General features: G+C 69.8%; 16 protein-coding genes. 7 read left to right on the forward strand and 9 right to left on the reverse strand.

From position 1 onward, the window contains the following. Window positions 1-20 precede the first annotated feature (20 nt). Complete coding sequence (locus ACH34T_RS18665; protein ID WP_395993423.1) at window positions 21-1,370, reverse strand: extracellular solute-binding protein; 1,350 nt, start codon at window positions 1,368-1,370, stop codon at window positions 21-23. 334 nt (window positions 1,371-1,704) lie between these two features. On the opposite strand from ACH34T_RS18665, the gene ACH34T_RS18670 reads away from it, so the two are divergent. Further along, window positions 1,705-2,571, forward strand: a complete 867-nt coding sequence (locus ACH34T_RS18670) for a helix-turn-helix domain-containing protein (RefSeq protein WP_395993424.1) — start codon at window positions 1,705-1,707, stop codon at window positions 2,569-2,571. Between the two features lie 135 nt (window positions 2,572-2,706). Beyond that, window positions 2,707-3,054, forward strand: a complete 348-nt coding sequence (locus tag ACH34T_RS18675) for a DUF397 domain-containing protein (RefSeq protein ID WP_395993425.1) — start codon at window positions 2,707-2,709, stop codon at window positions 3,052-3,054. Here the strand turns inward: ACH34T_RS18675 and ACH34T_RS18680 are convergent. Further along, window positions 3,029-3,751 (reverse strand): hypothetical protein, encoded by a 723-nt coding sequence (locus tag ACH34T_RS18680; protein ID WP_395993426.1) that lies wholly within the window; start codon window positions 3,749-3,751, stop codon window positions 3,029-3,031. The two genes, ACH34T_RS18675 and ACH34T_RS18680, sit on opposite strands and share 26 nt — an antisense overlap. A 420-nt stretch (window positions 3,752-4,171) precedes the next feature. Then, window positions 4,172-5,215 (reverse strand): hypothetical protein, encoded by a 1,044-nt coding sequence (locus tag ACH34T_RS18685; protein WP_395993427.1) that lies wholly within the window; start codon window positions 5,213-5,215, stop codon window positions 4,172-4,174. 537 nt (window positions 5,216-5,752) lie between these two features. On the opposite strand from ACH34T_RS18685, the gene ACH34T_RS18690 reads away from it, so the two are divergent. Together ACH34T_RS18690 and ACH34T_RS18695 are read left to right on the forward strand one after the other, a co-directional pair. Further along, window positions 5,753-6,850 (forward strand): hypothetical protein, encoded by a 1,098-nt coding sequence (locus ACH34T_RS18690; RefSeq protein ID WP_395993428.1) that lies wholly within the window; start codon window positions 5,753-5,755, stop codon window positions 6,848-6,850. 39 nt (window positions 6,851-6,889) lie between these two features. Then, a complete protein-coding gene (locus tag ACH34T_RS18695; protein ID WP_395993429.1) occupies window positions 6,890-7,972 on the forward strand; it encodes a quinone-dependent dihydroorotate dehydrogenase in 1,083 nt (360 codons plus the stop codon). A gap of 60 nt (window positions 7,973-8,032) precedes the next feature. On the opposite strand, the gene ACH34T_RS18700 is transcribed toward ACH34T_RS18695, so the two are convergent. From ACH34T_RS18700 to ACH34T_RS18715, 4 genes are all read right to left on the reverse strand, one after another. Next, entirely contained in the window at window positions 8,033-9,592 is a 1,560-nt protein-coding gene (locus ACH34T_RS18700; RefSeq protein ID WP_395993430.1) for a methyltransferase, read from the reverse strand. A gap of 167 nt (window positions 9,593-9,759) precedes the next feature. Further along, entirely contained in the window at window positions 9,760-10,602 is an 843-nt protein-coding gene (locus ACH34T_RS18705; RefSeq protein WP_395993431.1) for an N-acetylmuramoyl-L-alanine amidase, read from the reverse strand. Window positions 10,603-10,800: 198 nt separating this feature from the next. After that, window positions 10,801-11,037, reverse strand: a complete 237-nt coding sequence (locus ACH34T_RS18710; RefSeq protein ID WP_395993432.1) for a hypothetical protein — start codon at window positions 11,035-11,037, stop codon at window positions 10,801-10,803. A 385-nt stretch (window positions 11,038-11,422) separates the two neighbouring features. Beyond that, on the reverse strand, window positions 11,423-12,529 hold the full coding sequence (locus tag ACH34T_RS18715; protein WP_395993433.1) for a LacI family DNA-binding transcriptional regulator: 1,107 nt from the start codon (window positions 12,527-12,529) through the stop codon (window positions 11,423-11,425). A gap of 273 nt (window positions 12,530-12,802) precedes the next feature. Here ACH34T_RS18715 and ACH34T_RS18720 point away from each other — a divergent pair, with 273 nt between their 5' ends. Further along, the gene (locus ACH34T_RS18720; RefSeq protein ID WP_395993434.1) at window positions 12,803-13,486 is read left to right on the forward strand and encodes a TetR/AcrR family transcriptional regulator; all 684 of its coding nucleotides are present in this window, start codon (window positions 12,803-12,805) and stop codon (window positions 13,484-13,486) included. Window positions 13,487-13,876: 390 nt separating this feature from the next. Here ACH34T_RS18720 and bldC read toward each other — a convergent pair whose 3' ends face one another. Both bldC and ACH34T_RS18730 read right to left on the reverse strand, forming a co-directional pair. Further along, on the reverse strand, window positions 13,877-14,080 hold the full coding sequence (bldC, locus tag ACH34T_RS18725) for a developmental transcriptional regulator BldC (protein WP_012850682.1): 204 nt from the start codon (window positions 14,078-14,080) through the stop codon (window positions 13,877-13,879). Between the two features lie 274 nt (window positions 14,081-14,354). Further along, window positions 14,355-15,287, reverse strand: a complete 933-nt coding sequence (locus ACH34T_RS18730) for a hypothetical protein (RefSeq protein ID WP_395993435.1) — start codon at window positions 15,285-15,287, stop codon at window positions 14,355-14,357. Window positions 15,288-15,373: 86 nt separating this feature from the next. On the opposite strand from ACH34T_RS18730, the gene ACH34T_RS18735 reads away from it, so the two are divergent. Then, window positions 15,374-16,456: a Leu/Phe/Val dehydrogenase gene (locus ACH34T_RS18735; RefSeq protein WP_395993436.1), complete on the forward strand. Its 1,083-nt coding sequence runs from the start codon at window positions 15,374-15,376 to the stop codon at window positions 16,454-16,456. A 324-nt stretch (window positions 16,457-16,780) separates the two neighbouring features. Further along, entirely contained in the window at window positions 16,781-16,987 is a 207-nt protein-coding gene (locus ACH34T_RS18740; RefSeq protein WP_395993437.1) for a DUF3073 domain-containing protein, read from the forward strand. The last annotated feature ends 176 nt before the right edge of the window (window positions 16,988-17,163 follow it).

Genomic DNA, 17,163 nt, shown 5'->3' on the forward strand with positions numbered 1-17,163 from the left:
CCGTTAGAGCCGTTGGGGCCTTAGAGCAGGGCCTTGTCGCGCAGGACCTCGCGGATGAACGCGGCGGACTCGCGCGGCGTCGTGTTCGGGTTCACCGACGCCGGCGGATGCCAGCGGTTCTGGATGGCCCCGGAGACGTCCGCGTAGTACGGCGTGGCCGGACGGGGCGTCGAGGCGGCGATGGAGTCCCGCATCAGCGGCGCCATCGGGAACTCCTTGACGATGTCCGGATCGTCGAAGATCGCGGGACGGGCGGCGACGTTGCCCTCGTCGAGCATGTACTGCTTCATGCTCGCCGGGGACGTCATGCAGCGCACCGCCTCGACCGCCAGGTCATCGCGGTGCTTCCCGTACGCGCTGACCCCGATCTCGATGCCGCCGAACGGCGGCTTGCTCTCCTGCTGCGGGTTCACCCGCGGATACCGCGCCCACCCGAGATCGCCGACGATGTTCTTGTTGATCGCCCCCGCCTCGGCGTCGCCCTTCTCCGCCCGCCAGACGTAGCCCCAGTTGAGCAGGAAGCCGCCGCGCGGGCCGTTGATCGTCGCCCGGGACTGCTCCTCGATGTCGGTGGACAGCGTCGGGCCCGCCGCGCTCGACCTCGCCAGCTTGCCGATGATCCCCGCGGCCTGCCGGCCCGCCGGCGAGTCGATCTCGATGGTGGCCTCGTCGCCCCTCTCCGCGTCGCTGATGATCCGTCCGCCGGCGGACGCGACGAGCGCGTTGATCCACACCATGTAGCCCTCGTACCGGTTGCCCTGGACGCCGATCGTCGTGTTGGTGCGGACGGCCGCGTCGATCAGCTTGTCCCAGGTGAAGTCGGGCGCGTTCGGGTCGATGCCCGCCTTCTGCGCGACCGACTTGCGGTACCACAGCAGCTGCGTGTTCGCCCAGAACGGCGCCGCGTAGAGCTTGCCGTCCCACATCGAGCTCCGCACCGCGGAGTCGAACACGCCCTCGGTCAGCGGCGCGGCCTCGCTCCCGCTGAACGGACGGAGGAACCCGGCGCTCGCGGCCTCCGCGACGAAGACGGGGTCGAGGCTCATCAGATCGACACCGCTGTCCTTGGCCGCCAGCCGCCTGATCAGCTGCTCGCGCTGCCCGCTCGCGTCGCTGGGGAGCAGCGAGGTCTTGATCTTGTACTTGCCGCCCGCCGCCTTCGTGCACGCCGCGGCGATCTTCGCCTGCCCGCCGTTGTCCGGGTTGATGTACCAGTTCAGGGCCGGGACCCCGCCGCCGCCCCCGCAGGCCGTCAGCCCGCCGGCCAGCAGCGCCAGCGCGACCCCCGCCCGCACCGGCCCCGCCCGCCCGCGCGGACGCCGGGCCCGCGCCGACGCGTCCGGCTTCACTCGTTCGACTCGTCCGACCATCGGGCCTCCCGAAGCCTCCCACCAGGTGCGACACTTCGCCGGGCCGCGTCCGTGGCGGTTCGAACCCCATTCGATCACCGGATCCAGTAACTGTCGAGATCCAAAGAGTGATCTAACAAACCGGTGTCTCGCGCGTGACAACGGCTCCCAGTGGCCACGCAATGCGCTTGCGTCACCGGGCACACACTTGATCAACTTTGATCGAACCGTGACCCCATCGGGCCAAAGTGGGGGGTGGCTGCCTGTCAGACTGAAAGTGGCTGTAAGCTACAGAGCAGTTTGCAATGTGGCTTACAGCCGGTCGCATGTGATGTCATCTACGAGGGAGCTTCCGGTGCCAGCGGCGAACAGTCCTACGGTGCGTCAGCGGCGCCTGCGTGTCGAACTCCGCAAGGCCCGCGACCAGGCGTCCCTCACCCAGGAACAGGTCGCCGACAACCTCGAATGGTCGCTTTCCAAGGTGATCAGGATCGAGTCCGGTTCGGTCGGCGTCTCCACCACCGACCTCAAGGCCCTCCTGTCCCTCTACGGCGTTCCCACGGAACGGATCGCCGAACTCGTGGAGATCGCACGACTGGCCCGCGAGCGCGCCTGGTGGAGCGGCTACCGAAAGATCATTTCACAACAATACTATGACCGCATCGGGTACGAGTCCGCGGCCGCGACCATCCGCCAGTACGAGAACTTAATCGTACCCGGCCTTCTGCAGACGCAAGAGTACGCCCATGAATACATCTCCCGGCTTATTTCCGCGGACCGCGCCGCGAATGTGGAGATGCTTGTGGAGCTCCGCATGCGTCGGCAGGAGATCATTGAGGGCGACGACCCCCCACAGCTGTTCTTCATTTTCGACGAATCGGTTGTCCGGCGGCTGATCGGCGGTCCCCGGGTGATGCGGAACCAGTTGCGCCGCCTGATCGAGCTCGCCAATCAGCCGCACATCACCATCGAGGTCGTTCCGTTCACGGTCGGTGTCAACCCGGGCCTGAGCAGCTCGTTCACCATCCTGGAGTTCCCGTCCCCCGAGGACGACGACGTGCTGTACCTGGAGAATCCCAGCTCCACGCTAGTGACCCGGGACCGTCCGGACACGGTCGTGTCCTACCGGGAGGATTTCGAAGAACTGCGCAGCATGTCCATGCGCCCGGAAGGCACGGCCGTGCTCCTCAACCAGCTTGCGGAGCAACTTTCGTCCGACTGAATCGGGTATTTGTTGGCGCCCGAAAAGCGATTCGCATCTTGACTGGGTGCCCTCAACAACGTGGGATCCTGCCATGGCTTGGCCGCAACAGCCGGTTTACACTGTCGTCTGACTGACCGAGCAGGATCTCAAGCCATGCGCTGCCATGCCGGTTGCGAAGGCACCCTCCGCCAATGCCGCCGGAGAGTCTCCGAGGATCGGACGCCCATCCGATCGAAGGCGTTCCTCCACGCGCTGTTCTACGCAACCGGAAATGGCCCGCGCGCACGTGAAAGGAGACCGGACTTGCCGCACCCGATACCCCCGGACGTGCGATGGCGGAGAAGTTCTCACTCAAATCCAGATGGGGCCGACTGCGTCGAGGTCGCACGGCACAGAGGGGCGGTTTACATTCGTGATTCGAAGAATCGATCCGGTCCGATGATCACGCTGTCTCCCGGGAATTGGACCCACCTCGTCACCTCTCTTCGCGAACGTCGCTGACGCCGTTCCCGACCGGTCGGACAGAGATCCCTACGTCGCTCAGCAGATCGCTCGTTGCGCCCTTCGACGCGCCGGCTCCCCGGTCGGGGTCGTAGATGTGGCCCTGATAGGCGGCTCCCTTGATCGTGGTCCGGATCGGCTGGAAGTCGGTGGGCGGCAGCGCGCAGAATCCGCTGCAGACGACCTCGCGGAAGAGCGGGTCGGAGACGATCAACGCGACGTTCCGTTCCGGATGGACGGCCAGGTACCGGCGAAGCGGACGGGCGTCGCGTAACCGGCTCACGACCACCGGCGCGTCGCCGGCCGGCCCGAAGGACGCGGGCGGTCCCATGATCAGCGCACCGTGATGGAGCGCGAGCCGCACGCGGAGCCGGGGACCGGCGGCGGCCAGCTCCCGCCTCCGCGTGAGCGCGCGTTCGAGGGCCGGGGCGAACAGGCCGACGACGGTGACGATGTCGGCGTCACCGGGCAGCACCGCCAGCTCGCCGTCGCCGCTGACCTGCTGGAGCCACCGTCCGCGATCGAGGTCCGCGTCCTTGGCGGCCGTCTCCATGGCCTCCAGCAGATCCGACTGCGCCTGCAGCTGCGAGCGGGCCGTCCGGGCGCTGTAGCCCTGGATGTCCACCGCGAGCAGCGGCCGGAAGAGCAGGCGGACGGACGGGTCGGACTCCTCCGCCGCCAACGGAATGATCGTCATGATGCCCTCGCCCCGATTGGGCCGGCGGATTGGTCCACGGCCCGGCTGGCTTGACTTCAGGATTGCACTTCAGCGGGTGGATGGTAAGCCACCTGGACGCCTGAAGGGGGCAAAGTGACACATAGCACATCGCCATACGGCCGTCCGTCATGGTGCAACATGACTGCATTGTCCCAGCCTGTCAGCGAATCGGCAGGTAAGAACCTCGCCGATTCCGGCCACCTGACAGAGTGCTACCTAGCAGAACGCCACGTACTGTCAGCTATCTGTCCGGCTATGTTTTTATTATCGTGCGCCTGGGCTCGCGGGTCCAGAGAGGCGGGCTCGGACATGCAGGAAGGCGCGGAGGAATCGCGGACCCCGACCGACCCGCGAGCCCTCCGCGCCTTCGCCTGTGGGGGCGGTTATGGCGCGATGGGTCTAGTAGCCTCCGCCGGCTCCGTAACCGCCGTTGCCGTTGCCGGTGCCGTAGCCACCGCCGCCATTGCCGTTGCCATTGCCGTTGTTGCCGTTGCCGGTGCCTGAGCCGGTGCCTGAGCCGGTGATGGCGGCTCGCTTGCCCGCCGGGCTCGTGGCCCACCAGACGCCGCCGACGCCCTGGCCCTTCACGTCACCGGGCTGCTCGTCCTTCTCGTAGTAGTACATGGGCCAGCCGTTGATGGTGAGCTGGCACTTGCCGTCGTCCTTGCGCTCGATGAAGTCGACCAGCTTCCGGTCGACGCCTTCGAGCTTGAGCTTCTTCCAGCTCCTGAAGACGACCGGCGGCCATGCCTTCTTGCACGCGCCGAAGCAGTTCGTGGTCGGCGGCTTGGGGGTGTCCTTGTCGAAGCGGTACATCGTGCGGCCCTTGCCGTCCGTCAGGATCATGCCGAGCTTCGGGTCGTTCCGGGCCTTGACGATCGTCCAGCCCTTCCAGCGGTCGCCGGTCTCCGTCTGCTTCGGGGCGGCGGCCTTCTTGCCGGTCGGGGACGCGGCGTACCAGGTGCCGCCCACGCCCTGCCCCTTCACGTCGCCGGGACTCTTGTCCTTGGCGAACCGGTACAGCGGCCATCCGCCGAGCGTGACCTGCCACTTGCCGTCCGGACGCTTGACCTTGCCGACCAGCGACTGCTCGACGCCGTCGACCTCCGTCCCCGCCTCACTGGCCGACACCGGCGGCCACGCCTTGGCGCAGGCGTCCGCGCAGGTGGACGCGGGCGGACGGGCCGTGTCGTTGTCGAAGCGGTAGAGCGTCCGGCCGTCCCCGTCGGTGACGACCTTGCCGAGCTTCGTGACGTTGGCGACCTCCAGCGCGGTGGGCTCGGGGACCGGTGCCGCGGACGGTTCGGCCGAGGGGTCGGCCTGCGCCTGGGTACCGGCGGCGTTCTGCTGTTTCCCGCCGCTCTCCTGCCCGCATGCGGTGAGCACCAGCCCAGACGCGGTCAGGGCGGCTGCGGCGGGAATCGCCCAACGTGGGATCTTCATTGTCGTGTGTCCTCCGTGTCGTCTGGGACTCGGCTCCGGTTCCAGGTCCCGTACGCCGATCGGGGTCGAGCTGCCGCACCGCTCTCCCGTGATCGAGGAGCAGTACGGTGTTCGCCACGGAACGGGTTCAACCACCCGGAACCGACCGCCCGTGGGCCGGGTCAGATGCACTGTTGGTTCCATCGACGTTTCGCGAGGCAGGCAGCAGTGAGCACCGGCGACGAACCCCCCGCGGGCGCCCCGTTCAACCTGAGCAAGGAACCCCCAGGACAGTTGCCACCACCGGCCAAGCCTGGGCCGATCCGGCAAGGCCCGGGCCCGGCGGCATCACCGACACCGCCAGCCGAACCGGGACCGATCCGGCCAGGCCCAGGACCGGCGGGACCGGCGGGATCGGCGGGATCGGCGGGATCGGCGGACAAGCCGAGGCCGTTCCGGCCGGGACCGGCGGACGGGCCGGGGCTGTTCCGGCAAACGCCGGAGTCGGGGTCGGAGTCGGCGCGGCTCGGGCCGGCGTGGATCGTCATCCCGGCGCGGGTGATCGCGCTGATCGTGGTGGTGCCGCTACGGCTCGTCCACGACCTGGTCGTGCTGACCGCGCGGGCCGTCCGGGCGGTGTGGAACGGGCTGATGCGGGCGCCCGGGTGGGTCGGACGCCTCATCGGCCGGATGCTGCGCCGGTTCGGGCTCACGCTCTACCGCTACCTGCTCGCCCCGTTCGGACGGCTGCTCGCCGCCATCGCACGCGGCATCGGCGCGCTCCTCGAACTCCTCGTCGTCCGGCCGCTGCGGTGGCTCGCCGTCGTCGTGATCCTCGGCTTCCTGCGCTGGCTCGGCCACGGCGCCGCGCACATGGCCCGCTGGATCCACCGCATGCTGATCGCCCCGGTCGGACGGTTCCTCGCCCTGATCGGACGCGGCCTGGCGTGGCTCCTGAACCTGGTCGTGCTCAAGCCGCTGAAGGCGCTCGGCCGTGGCCTGATCTGGCTGCTGTCCATCATCGGACACGGCCTGGGCAGGCTCGCGTCCCTCATCGGCCAGGGGCTCGTCCTGCTGTTCAAGGGCATCGGGCTGCTGATCGCCGTGCTCGTGATCATGCCGGTCGTGCTGCTGTGGCGGTACGTCCTGCGGCCGCCGCTCGTGGTTCTCGCCTGGCTGGCGCGGGCCGTCTGGGGCGGGCTCGCCTGGCTGGGACGCGGCGCGCTCTCCATCCTCGGCGCGCTCGGCGGCCTGCTCGCGGCCGGGTGGCGTGCGTTCGCCGCGGGCCTCGTGTGGTCATGGCGGCTGATCGGGCGGTGCCTGGTCTGGCTGGCGCGCATCCTGATCGTCCTGCCCGCACGGGCGGTGTGGCGGTACGTCCTCGCGCCGGTCGTCGCGGGGGTCGTGGGGACGTGGCGGCTCGCGGCCCGCGTCGTGCGGTGGCTCTGGCGGGCGCTCGTCGTCGTCCCGACCCGGGTCCTGATCGTCGCGCCCGCGCGCTGGGTCAGGGCGAGCGTTCTGCGGCCGGTCGGACGTGGCGTCCGCGAGACGTGGCGGGTTTCCGTACGGGAGCCGGTCCGGGCCGCCCGGCGGACCATGCGCGAAGCGGGCCGGGACGTCCGCCTCACGCTCCGCCGCACCTTCCGCGGACACTGACCGCCGCCGCCCCGCGTCCGGCTGAGATACTTGCGGACGATGTATCGACTCCTGTTCGCACTGGTCATCGTCCGGGTTCCGGCGGAGACCGTCCATCACCTCACGTTGCGCGGGCTCCGCGCGATCCAGTCCGTGCCCGGGGCCGCGCGGCTGCTGCGCCGCCTGCTCGCGCCCCGCGACCCGGCGCTGGCCGTGCGCGCGCTAGGGCTGGACTTCCCGTCCCCGCTCGGCCTCGCCGCCGGATTCGACAAGGACGCCGTCGCCTACGAGGCGCTCGGCGCGTTCGGGTTCGGCCACGTCGAGATCGGCACGGTGACGGGACGGCCGCAGCCCGGCAACCCGCGCCCGCGGCTGTTCCGTCTCGTCCCCGACCGGGCGGTCATCAACCGGATGGGCTTCAACAACGAGGGCTCGGAGGCGGCGGCGCACCGGCTGCGCGGTCGTCCGGGCGGCGCCGACCGGACGATCGTCGGGGTCAACATCGGCAAGACCAAGACCGTCCCGGAGGCCGCGGCGGCCGCCGACTACGTGGCGAGCACCGAGCGGCTCGCCCCGCACGCCGACTACCTCGTCGTCAACGTCAGCTCCCCCAACACCCCCGGTCTGCGGAACCTCCAGGCCGTCGAACACCTCCGCCCGCTCCTGACGGCCGTGCGCGAGGCCGCCGACCGGTCGTCGCCCGCGCGCCGCGTCCCGCTGCTCGTCAAGATCGCGCCGGACCTGGCGGACGGCGACATCGACGCCGTCGCCGACCTCGCCGTCGACCTCGGCCTGGACGGCATCATCGCGACCAACACCACCATCGCCCGCGACGCCCTGCACAGCCCGCCCGCCCTGGTGAAGGAGACCGGCGGCCTGTCCGGCGCGCCGCTGAAGGACCGCTCCCTGGACGTCCTGCGCCGCCTCCGCGCCCGCACCAGCGACCGTCTCGTACTGATCTCGGTCGGCGGCGTCGAGACCGCCGACGACGTGTGGGAACGCATCCGCGCGGGCGCCACCCTCGTCCAGGCGTACACCGGCATGATCTACGGCGGCCCGTTTTGGGCGCACCGCGTCAACCGCGCCCTCTCCCACCGCCTTCGCGAAAGCACCTTCCAAACCCTCCCCGAAGCCCACCACTAACCCACCCACCAAACACTCAAGCCAGCCGCTCACGCGGTCGGTCGGGCGGGGGTTTTGGGGTCAGGTGAAGAAGCCGTCGGCGATCAGGGCGGGCAGGACGGTGTCCGCGTGTGCGCGGACCTGGGTCGGGTCCATTCCGGTTAGCTGTGCGATGGCGTCGAGCAGCGGGGCGAGGGGCAGCGAGCCGTCGCAGACGCCCGCGAGTCCGGCCTCTACCGTCCCGACACCGGCGGCGCGGCGGAGCCGTCCCGTCTGGCGGAGGACGAGCCGCTCGGGGTCCTCGGCTCCGGGAGGGCCGATCTGTTCCTGGACGAGACCCGGCGCGGCCCGCAACGCCTGTCCACAGGCTGTGGAAAACTCCTCGGCCCGAGCGAAGCCGTCCAGGACGTCATCCACGTAGGCGCCGACCGGCTGATCGACGGCGTGCCGCAGCTCCTCGATCCGGACGCCGGCCCGCCCACCCCGCCTCAGCGTGATCCACCCGAACCCGATGCCGGTGACGCCGAGCCGCGCGAAATGATCGAGCCACGCCTCGTACCGGGCGCGGTACTCCGGCGTCCCCGCCTCGCAGGAATCCCGTAGCCACAACTCAGCGTATTCCGAGGGATCCTGGACGTCCCGCTGGACGATCCACGCGTCGCACCCGTCCACCCACGAGCCGACACGCTCCTCCCACGGAACGCCCTCGACATGGAGCCAATTCGCCAGGAGCTGGCAATATCCGCCCTCGGCGAGGTGCGCCGGAGCGTCCGCGACGAGGCGGCGGCAGAAGTCGTCGCCCGGAAGGCCGGACTCCCGGTACGTGAATCGACGCCCCTCGGACGGCGCGACGACGAACGGCGGATTGGACACGATCAGGTCGTACCGGCGCCCCCGAACGGGCTCCAGCAGCGAACCTTCGAGAAGCTCGATCTCGCCCGCTTCCCGCGCCGGATCTCCGGAGAGCGCGAAGCTCATCGCGGCGAGTTCGAGGGCGCGCGGATTGACGTCCGTGGCGGTGATGCGAGCGTCCGGATTCCGGCCGGCCAGGTGCACCGCCTGGACGCCGCAGCCCGTCCCAACATCGAGCATGTTATCCACAGGCCTGTGGATAACCAGCCGCGCCAGGCTCGCGGACGCACCGCCCGCACCCACCACATGATCCGCCGCCGGAACGGCCCCCGCGCCCGGCCGCACCTTGAGATCGGACACGACATATCCGGCATGCCCACCCCCGATTCCGCCCCCGCTCCCTCCGACTCCGCTCCGCCCGTCCCCGCTGTCGCCGCCCCCGCTCCGCCCGTCCCCGCTCCCGCCGCCGCCGTTGCTGTTGCCGCTCCAGCCGACCGTTTCCAGCGGTTCGACGCGCAGCCGGGCCCGTACCTCTCCCCCGGACACCTCGGCCAAGCCCGCGGCGACGAGATCGTCCGTCCGGATCGAGGCCGCGTCCACGGGAACCTGCAGCCAGAACAGCCGCGTCAGGACCTCCAGCGGCGAGCCGCCGCCGGTCGCCCGCAGCGCCGGGACGATCTCGTCCCGCGCGAGCGCACCGCCCGCGACGGGCCCGAGCAGTTCCCGTACACCGTCGACCGTGTATCCGGCACCGATCAGGAGTTCACGAACACGAGAAAGATCAGCCACCCGCCCATCCTGCCGCGTCCAAGCACGGCCGCGTCCAAGCACGGCCGCGTCCAAGCACCGCCGCGTCCAAGCACCGCCGCGTCCAGGCGTTGCGGCGTTCAAGCACTGCCGCGGTTCCTTGGCGGGGGCGAAGCGGAGCTGGGCGCTGCCCGGCGAGCTCGGCCAGGTCAGGTCAGGTAGGTCTCGATGCCCTTGGCCAGGGACTCGGCTATGCGCTGGCGGAACGGGGCGCTGGACAGCTTGGCCGCGTCCCCCTTGTTCCGCATGTTGCCGCACTCGATGAACACCTTCGGCACCGTCGACAGGTTGAGGCCGCCGAGGTCATTGCGCCGGTCGATGGCGTTGTCCCCGAGGTAGTTGGAGTACGGGATGCCGGTGCCCGCGCGGTAGGAGTCGCGCAGCGCCTTGCCCAGCTCGGCGGATCGCGGCACCATCCCGGAGTTCCGCCCGACGGCGATCGGCTCGATGATGTGGAACCCGTGTCCGGACGCGGACGAGCCGTCCGCGTGGATCGACACCGCCGCGTCGGCCTTGAGCCGATTGCCGATCGCGGCGCGCTCGGTGATGCAGGGGCCGACGCCCTTGTCGTTCTTGCGCGTCAACGTGACCTTGGCGCCCCCGGCACGCAGGAGCTTCGCGAGCCGGTTGGAGACGTCCCAGGTGAAGGCGTGCTCGCCGTAGCCGTCGTTGGTGCTGGTGCCGGTCGTGTCGCACGCCTTGGTGCCGTTGCCGATCTTGACCTGCTTGTTGATCTCGGACGGGTGGGCGGCGTTCCCGCCGTTGTGCCCGGGATCGATGACGATCACCTTGCCGTCCAGCGCGGACGAGCCGCCGGACGCCGGGTCCTTCCCGTCCTCCTCCGGGGCGCCCGAAGCCTGCCCGCCCGCGGTCGGCGGGTTCACCGTCCCGCCGTCGCCGCCGGACGGTTCCGCGGAGGCGTTGCACGCGATGAGCGCGCCAAGGCACAGCGCCAGACCGGCGGCCGCGGGGCCGCCTCGATTAATGCGCACCGGCCGATTCCTCCGTGATGACTTCGTTACCGACCCTGACAGTCTGCACACCGGTGGAGGTTCGTCAAACGAAGTCCGGAAAACCCGGCGAATCCCGTCGAACGGACGCGGGCGCGGACACGTTCGCGGACGCGAGCGCGCTCGGCCCAGAGCACCCGGCCCCGGAACGCCCGGCCCAGCGGCGTCAGCTCAGCGGGGTCAGCTGAGCGGGTCGTCCTTGCCGAGTAGGGCGGCCAGGGCGCGGGCCTCGTCGGCGTCCAGGCCCAGGACCACGCGGGGACGGCCCCACGGGTGGTCGATCGAATGGGCGACGTAGCTGGCCACGGACTCCGAGACCTGCTCGGCCAGCCCCCGCGCGTGCCGCCACTCCGACCACGCGCGTTCCAATTCGTTCGCCGCGCGCTGCGCGCACGACACCAGTTCCGGATCACGCACGAGCTGAACCCCCTAGTGGACTTTCCCGTGTCCGTCCGGCGGGGTCCCCGTCCGGGCGGCCTCCCCCGAGGCCACCCGGACCCACCCGCCGAACGGTGAGTCCCATTAACCCGCCGGCGGTGGGTCTCGGGCCGGCGATTGCGGGAGTCTTGGCCGGCCCCTTACCCCTTGCACACCGGTTCTTACCCGGCGCGCACGGACGCGCCGAACCAGCGAAACGACCGATATACGCGGAGCCGGCGGAACCGACAGGACGGCCGGCCGCCGTCGTGCCGGGCGCATGGCCGGGTACGGCCATGGCGGCTATGACGGCCGCCGCGGCCGTTGCGGTGTGTCGGACCTTGGGAGCGTGTCGAGGCGGGGGGACTGTCCCTGTGACCGGGGCTCACAGGGAGGGAGCGGGTCCCGTCGTCGAACGGACCACCAGGTGCGGGACGACCAGGTTCTGCCTGGCCACGCGGGACGGGTCGCCGATGCGCGCGGTCAGCATCTCGGCGGCGACCCGTCCCATGTCCCTGCGGGGCTGGTCGACGCTGGTCAGCGAGATGTGCCGGATCGCCGCGAGGTGCGTGTTGTCGTAGCCGACGATCGACAGCTGCGTCGGGACCCGCATCTCCAGTTCGTCCGCCGCCGACAGCGCACCGGTCGCGACTAGGTCGTTCGGCGCGAAGATGGCGGTGGGACGCGGGTCGCGGCGCAGCAGCGCGCGGGCGGCGCGGTAGCCGCCGTCCTCGGTGAAGTCGCCGGGCTCGACGACGATCTCGGCGGCAAGCCCGTGCCGGTGCATCGCCTTCTCGTACCCGTCGCGCCGGTAACGCGCCGTGGTGGAGCGCGCCCCCTCGATGTGCGCGATCCGGCGGTGGCCGAGCTCGACGAGATGGTCGACGGCGAGGCTGGCGCCGAGTTCGTCGTCGTCCACGACGATGTCGACGCCGACGACGTCGCGTTCACCGACGACCACGACCGGGACGCTGGCCGCGGCCTCCTTGAGCGACTCGGGGACGACGCTGAGCAGCACCAGGCCGTCCACCCGCATCTCCAGGAACGCCTCGACCGCCTCGGCCTCGAACAGCGGGTCCCAGCGGCCGCTGCCGACGAGCATCCGCAGGCCCGCGCCGTGCAGGCTCTCCTGGAGCCCGTCGAGGAACTCGGCGAAGAACGGGTTGTGCAGGTCGGCGACGATCGCGCCGATCAGCCTGGTGCGTCCTTCGACGAGGCTGCGCGCCACGGCGTTCGGGCGGTAGCCGAGCTCGCGGGCCGCCTGCAGGACGGCCTGTCTCCGCCGTTCGCTCACGTGCGGTGACCCTCGCATCACGAGGGAGACGAGTGATTTGGAGACTCCGGCGCGTTCGGCGACGTTGCGGATCGTCGGCTTCGGGGCGGGGACGGCCCTTCCCTCGTCGCGTCTGGTGGGCGACGGTTCGGTGCGCGGCCTGGGCACCGCGCTCTCTTCCCGCATGTTGTGCGAGGAGTTCGCTTGATCAGCTGACATGGCACTCCGTCCAGGGGGACCTGTGGGACCTGCCTCGACGGCGCGCGGCGGGGTCTGGAACGCGCCGTCCTCCACTCGAGGGGGATTGCCATGATGCCGCGCCTTCCCCCCAAACCGCCGCAACAGTGAGTAACGGGCATCCGACAATGGTGGTTCGGGCCTGTGGTGTTCCGGATCACAGCCCCGCCGGACGTGATCAAGGGGTGGTGAAAAGCCCGTTCCGTCCCTTATCGAGGGGGCCTGCCGCCGTCCGGGCTCGGATACGCTGCCCACGTGGGAGATCGCGCGGTGGCCGGCAAGGCGCGAAGCCGGCAGGGCGGCGGCCGTGGCCGTCGCAGGCTCAGCGTCGACGAACGCCGGGACGAACTGATCGACGCGGCGCTGCAATTGTTCAGCACGCGTTCGCCGGAGGACGTCTCGATCGACGACGTCGCGGCCAAGGCGGGCGCCTCCCGCGCGCTGGTCTACCACTACTTCGGCGGCAAGAACGAGCTGTACATGGCGGCGCTCGGCAGCGCGGCGAGGCAGCTGTCGGTGCTGCTTGAGCCGCCGACCGAGGGCAAGCCGCTGGAGCGGCTGCGGATCTCGCTGCGCCGCTACTTCGACTTCGTGGAGAGCCACGCGGCCGGTTACACCGCGTTGCTGCGGGGTGGCCCGGCCGATCGTTCGGGTGAGGCCGGCGAGATCGTCGACGGCATCCGCCAGTTGCTGCTGGACCGGATCCTGCATTCGCTGGACGTCGAGACGCCGCAGCCGATCCTGCGGATCACGCTTCGCGCCTGGATGGCCGCGGTCGAGACGGCGGGCCTGGACTGGCTGGAGAACCGCGACGTGCCCCGTCCCCAGCTGGAGGGCCTGCTGATCGACCACCTGGTGGTCATGTTCCACGCTGCGGGACGCCACGACCCGGGCACCGGCAAGCTGTTCGACCGCCTGGCCCAGGAAGAGATGGGCTGAAACCCCTCGTCGGAGCGTTTCCCCCGCCCACCTCTACCGCCCGCGACATCCACGCTTTTGGACGCTTTACCCAAGAGTGACGGACAACGTCCCAAATGGAGACTCTGTCCTCATGTGGACAAAAAGTCACCCATGTCCCAAATTCCTCGCACGTCAGCGCCACCTTCGGCCGTCGAGTCGGCACCCGCTCGCCCTTGGGCCGGGCACTGGGAGCGCCCGGGCCCCAAGGGCAACGCGGGTGAACACGACTACAACGGCCTTCCCCCCAAGCCATGGCCGATCCCGGCCGCCGGCATCGGCCGACGGCGGCATCGACCATCGCGATCGCGTGCGAAGCCGGACTCGCGCGGGGCGAGAACCCGATCGCACGCCACGGCGGCGAGCCGCCCCTTACTCCGAGCGCTGCTGCGGGATGCCCGCGAGCAGTGCCCGCACCTCCGCCTCGCGGTAGCGGCGGTGCCCCCCGAGCGTCCGGATGGACGTGAGCTTCCCCGCCTTCGCCCACCGCGTGACGGTCTTGGGGTCGACGCGGAACATCGTCGCCACCTCCGCCGGCGTCAGCAGGGGCTCGGCCTCTGGCGTACGTGCTGACATGTTTGCGGCCTCTCCTCCGTGGACCGATGACAGCGATCCTGCGATTGATCCTCGCGTGGTCACTGATGTCCCCTATGGCCCAAGTTGGGTCACTATGACATCACAACGTGTAACCTTGCCACCACTCAGCGCTACAAGCAAGTTCCTGGCGGTAGTTGCGTGCAAACATCCCCGCGAGTGCGGGGAGCGGCGCGTATCCGATGGCCAGCGGGTCACGCTGCGTGATTCTAGCGATACGTATAGTCGTATCGCGCGCGGATTCGGGAAATTTGTTTTAGTTCGCCGCCTCAAGCGCCCGTACGGGCCTCCAGCGGGCGAGGAGACGCTTGTACATCGCCACGGTCAGCTCGACCTCACCGCGCTCCATCCCGGTGAGCGCCACGGTCATCTCGGCCACGGACTCGTCCAGGCTTAGCGTCCGGTCGTCCAGCAGATGGACTAGCCCTCCGTAGTCGAGCTCGACGAGCGCGCGCGGGTGGAAGCCGTCCAGCCAGCGGCCGAGCGTCTCCAGCCGTCCGGCGGACAGCAGGTAGACCTCGCCCGTGCCGTCACCGAGGTTCTCCCGCACGACCGGGAGCGCGTCCGCCACCCGCCGGCGCGCGTCGCGCATCGAGGTGACGTAGATGAGCGTACGCGCGGGCGCTGCCGTCGCCGGGCTCTGACCGGGCGCGGGCGGTTCGGCGTGTTCCTCGGACGCGTCGTCCGACTTGCGGTACCCCGTTCCAGGGGTGCCGAGCATCAGGCACCGCTCACCGCGCGTGAACGGCACGAACCAGTCGAGCGGGATGTGCCAGGTGCTCGTGAGGATGTGCGGGCGCAAAGGCTTGCCCGACCGCTTCCACTGCTCGAAGTCGCCCGTCACCCGCTCCGACAGCGGCGGCGGGACGAACGCGGCCGCGACACCGGCCGCGTGCTGGTTCCGGAAGCGCTCGAAGGCCAGCCATGAGCGCAGCCGCGTCTCCCACGGGCAGACGTAGATCATGTCGTCCAGGCGGCGGACGTAGGCGTCCCTGCTCTCCCGTTCCGGCACCACCTCGGGCAGTGTGCCGGTCAGCCTGAGCGTGGCGGCGCGGTGCTCCACGCCCAGCGCGTGGATCCGGCGCGGACGCCGGCGGGAGTCGGCGTAGACCGTCCACAGGGTCCGTGCGGGCTCCGGGAAGGCGGTCACCGGTTCATAAACCCGTAGGTACGCGGCGTACGGAAGCACCACCGCATCGTGACATGAGATTCGCCCGGGCGCGGTGGCATCGCGCGCCCTAGGCTGATCTTAGAGACAGAGAGGAGGGCACTACCGTGCCTAATGTCTTCGGGGCGCCCCACAAGGGCACCGAACCCCGTCACGAGCAGGTCGTCTTCTGCCAGGACGAGGCCAGCGGCCTGCGCGCCATCATCGCGATCTATTCCACCGCGCTAGGCCCGTCCCTGGGAGGCACCCGCTTCTATCCCTACGGGACCGAGGAAGAGGCCCTCGCCGACGTGCTGAACCTGTCCCGCGGCATGGCGTACAAGAACGCCTTGGCCGGGCTGGATCTCGGCGGCGGCAAGGCCGTCATCATCGGCGACCCGTCCATCGACAAGTCCGAGGCGATGCTGCGGGCTTACGGACGGTTCGTCCAATCGCTGAACGGCCGCTACTACACGGCGTGCGACGTCGGCACGTTCAGCGAGGACATGGACATCGTGGCGCGGGAGAGCCAGTACGTCACCGGCAGGACGGTGGCGCACGGCGGTGCGGGAGACTCGTCCATCCTCACCGCGTTCGGTGTGTTCCAGGGCATGCGCGCCGCGGCCAAGACCGTGTGGGGGGCACCCACACTCCGCGGCAGGCGTGTCGGGGTCGAAGGCGTCGGGAAGGTCGGTCACCGGCTGGTGGAGCACCTTCTCGAAGACGGCGCGGACGTAGTGATCTGCGACGTGAACCAGGCCGCCGTCGACCGGGTCCGGTCGTCGCACCCCGAGGTCGAGGTCGTCGCAGATACCGACACCATGGTCCGCACCGAACTGGATGTGTACGCGCCGTGCGCGCTCGGTGGCTCCCTGAACGACGACACCGTGCCCGTACTGGCGTCCAAGGTGGTGTGCGGGGCCGCGAACAACCAGCTCGCCCACGGCGGCGTGGAGAAGAGCCTCGCCGACCACGGCGTCCTGTACGCGCCCGACTACGTGGTGAACTCCGGCGGTGTGATCCAGGTCGCGGACGAGATCGGCGGCTTCGACTTCGACCGCGCCAAGGCCCGCGCCACCGGAATCTACGAGACCACCTTGAAGATCTTCGCGCTGGCCGCCGACGAGGGCGTGCCGCCGGCCGTGGCCGCCGACCGCCTCGCCGAACGCCGGATGTCCGAGGTCGGAAGGCTGCGCGGCATCCTGCTCTGAAAACCGGCCGCATCCTGCACTGAAATCCGTCTCCGAACCCGCCGAACCCCGCCAATCCGTCGAATCCGCAGAACCCGTCGAAGGCCGCCGTAGGACGCTGCAGGCCCGTCCCACGGCGGCCTCAGCGTGTACGCGTGACCACCGGATACACTGTTGTTATCAGCAACAGAAGCGCCGCCACGTACCGTCGATGTACCGAGCCGGGCGCAAAACGGGTACGGTTGTACCCGTGACTGACGCATGGCTCATCAGGCACCGGTTCGTGTGGTACACGCGCGCGTTGATGGGCCCACGAAAGCCCTGACCATCGAGGGGGTCGAGCCAATGGGTCGCGGCCGAGCCAAGGCCAAGCAGGTGAAGGTTGCCCGACAGCTCAAGTACAACAGCGGCAACACGGACCTCGACCGCCTGAAGAGCGAGCTGGGAGTAGACGAGGCGGGGGACGACTCCTACGACGAGCTCGCCGAGAAGTACGCCGACTACGCCGATGACTACGGCACGGAGGACCGCAAGGACGGCACCTCCGGTTGACCGGCTGACAATGCGCCACTGCCCGTTGCCGCGGGCAGTGGCGTTTGTCATACCGGTCGGGCGTCGAGTGCCGTACCTGCCGGCCGTCGGGAGTCGGAGTCGGGTCCGGCGCCGGACCTGCGGGATGCCTGAGCGGGCCCACAAGGGCCGTTCGACGTCCGGCACCACTCCTGTGG

Origin of the sequence: Actinomadura sp. 9N215 (genome assembly GCF_044326345.1) — a bacterium.
GTDB lineage: Bacteria > Actinomycetota > Actinomycetes > Streptosporangiales > Streptosporangiaceae > Spirillospora.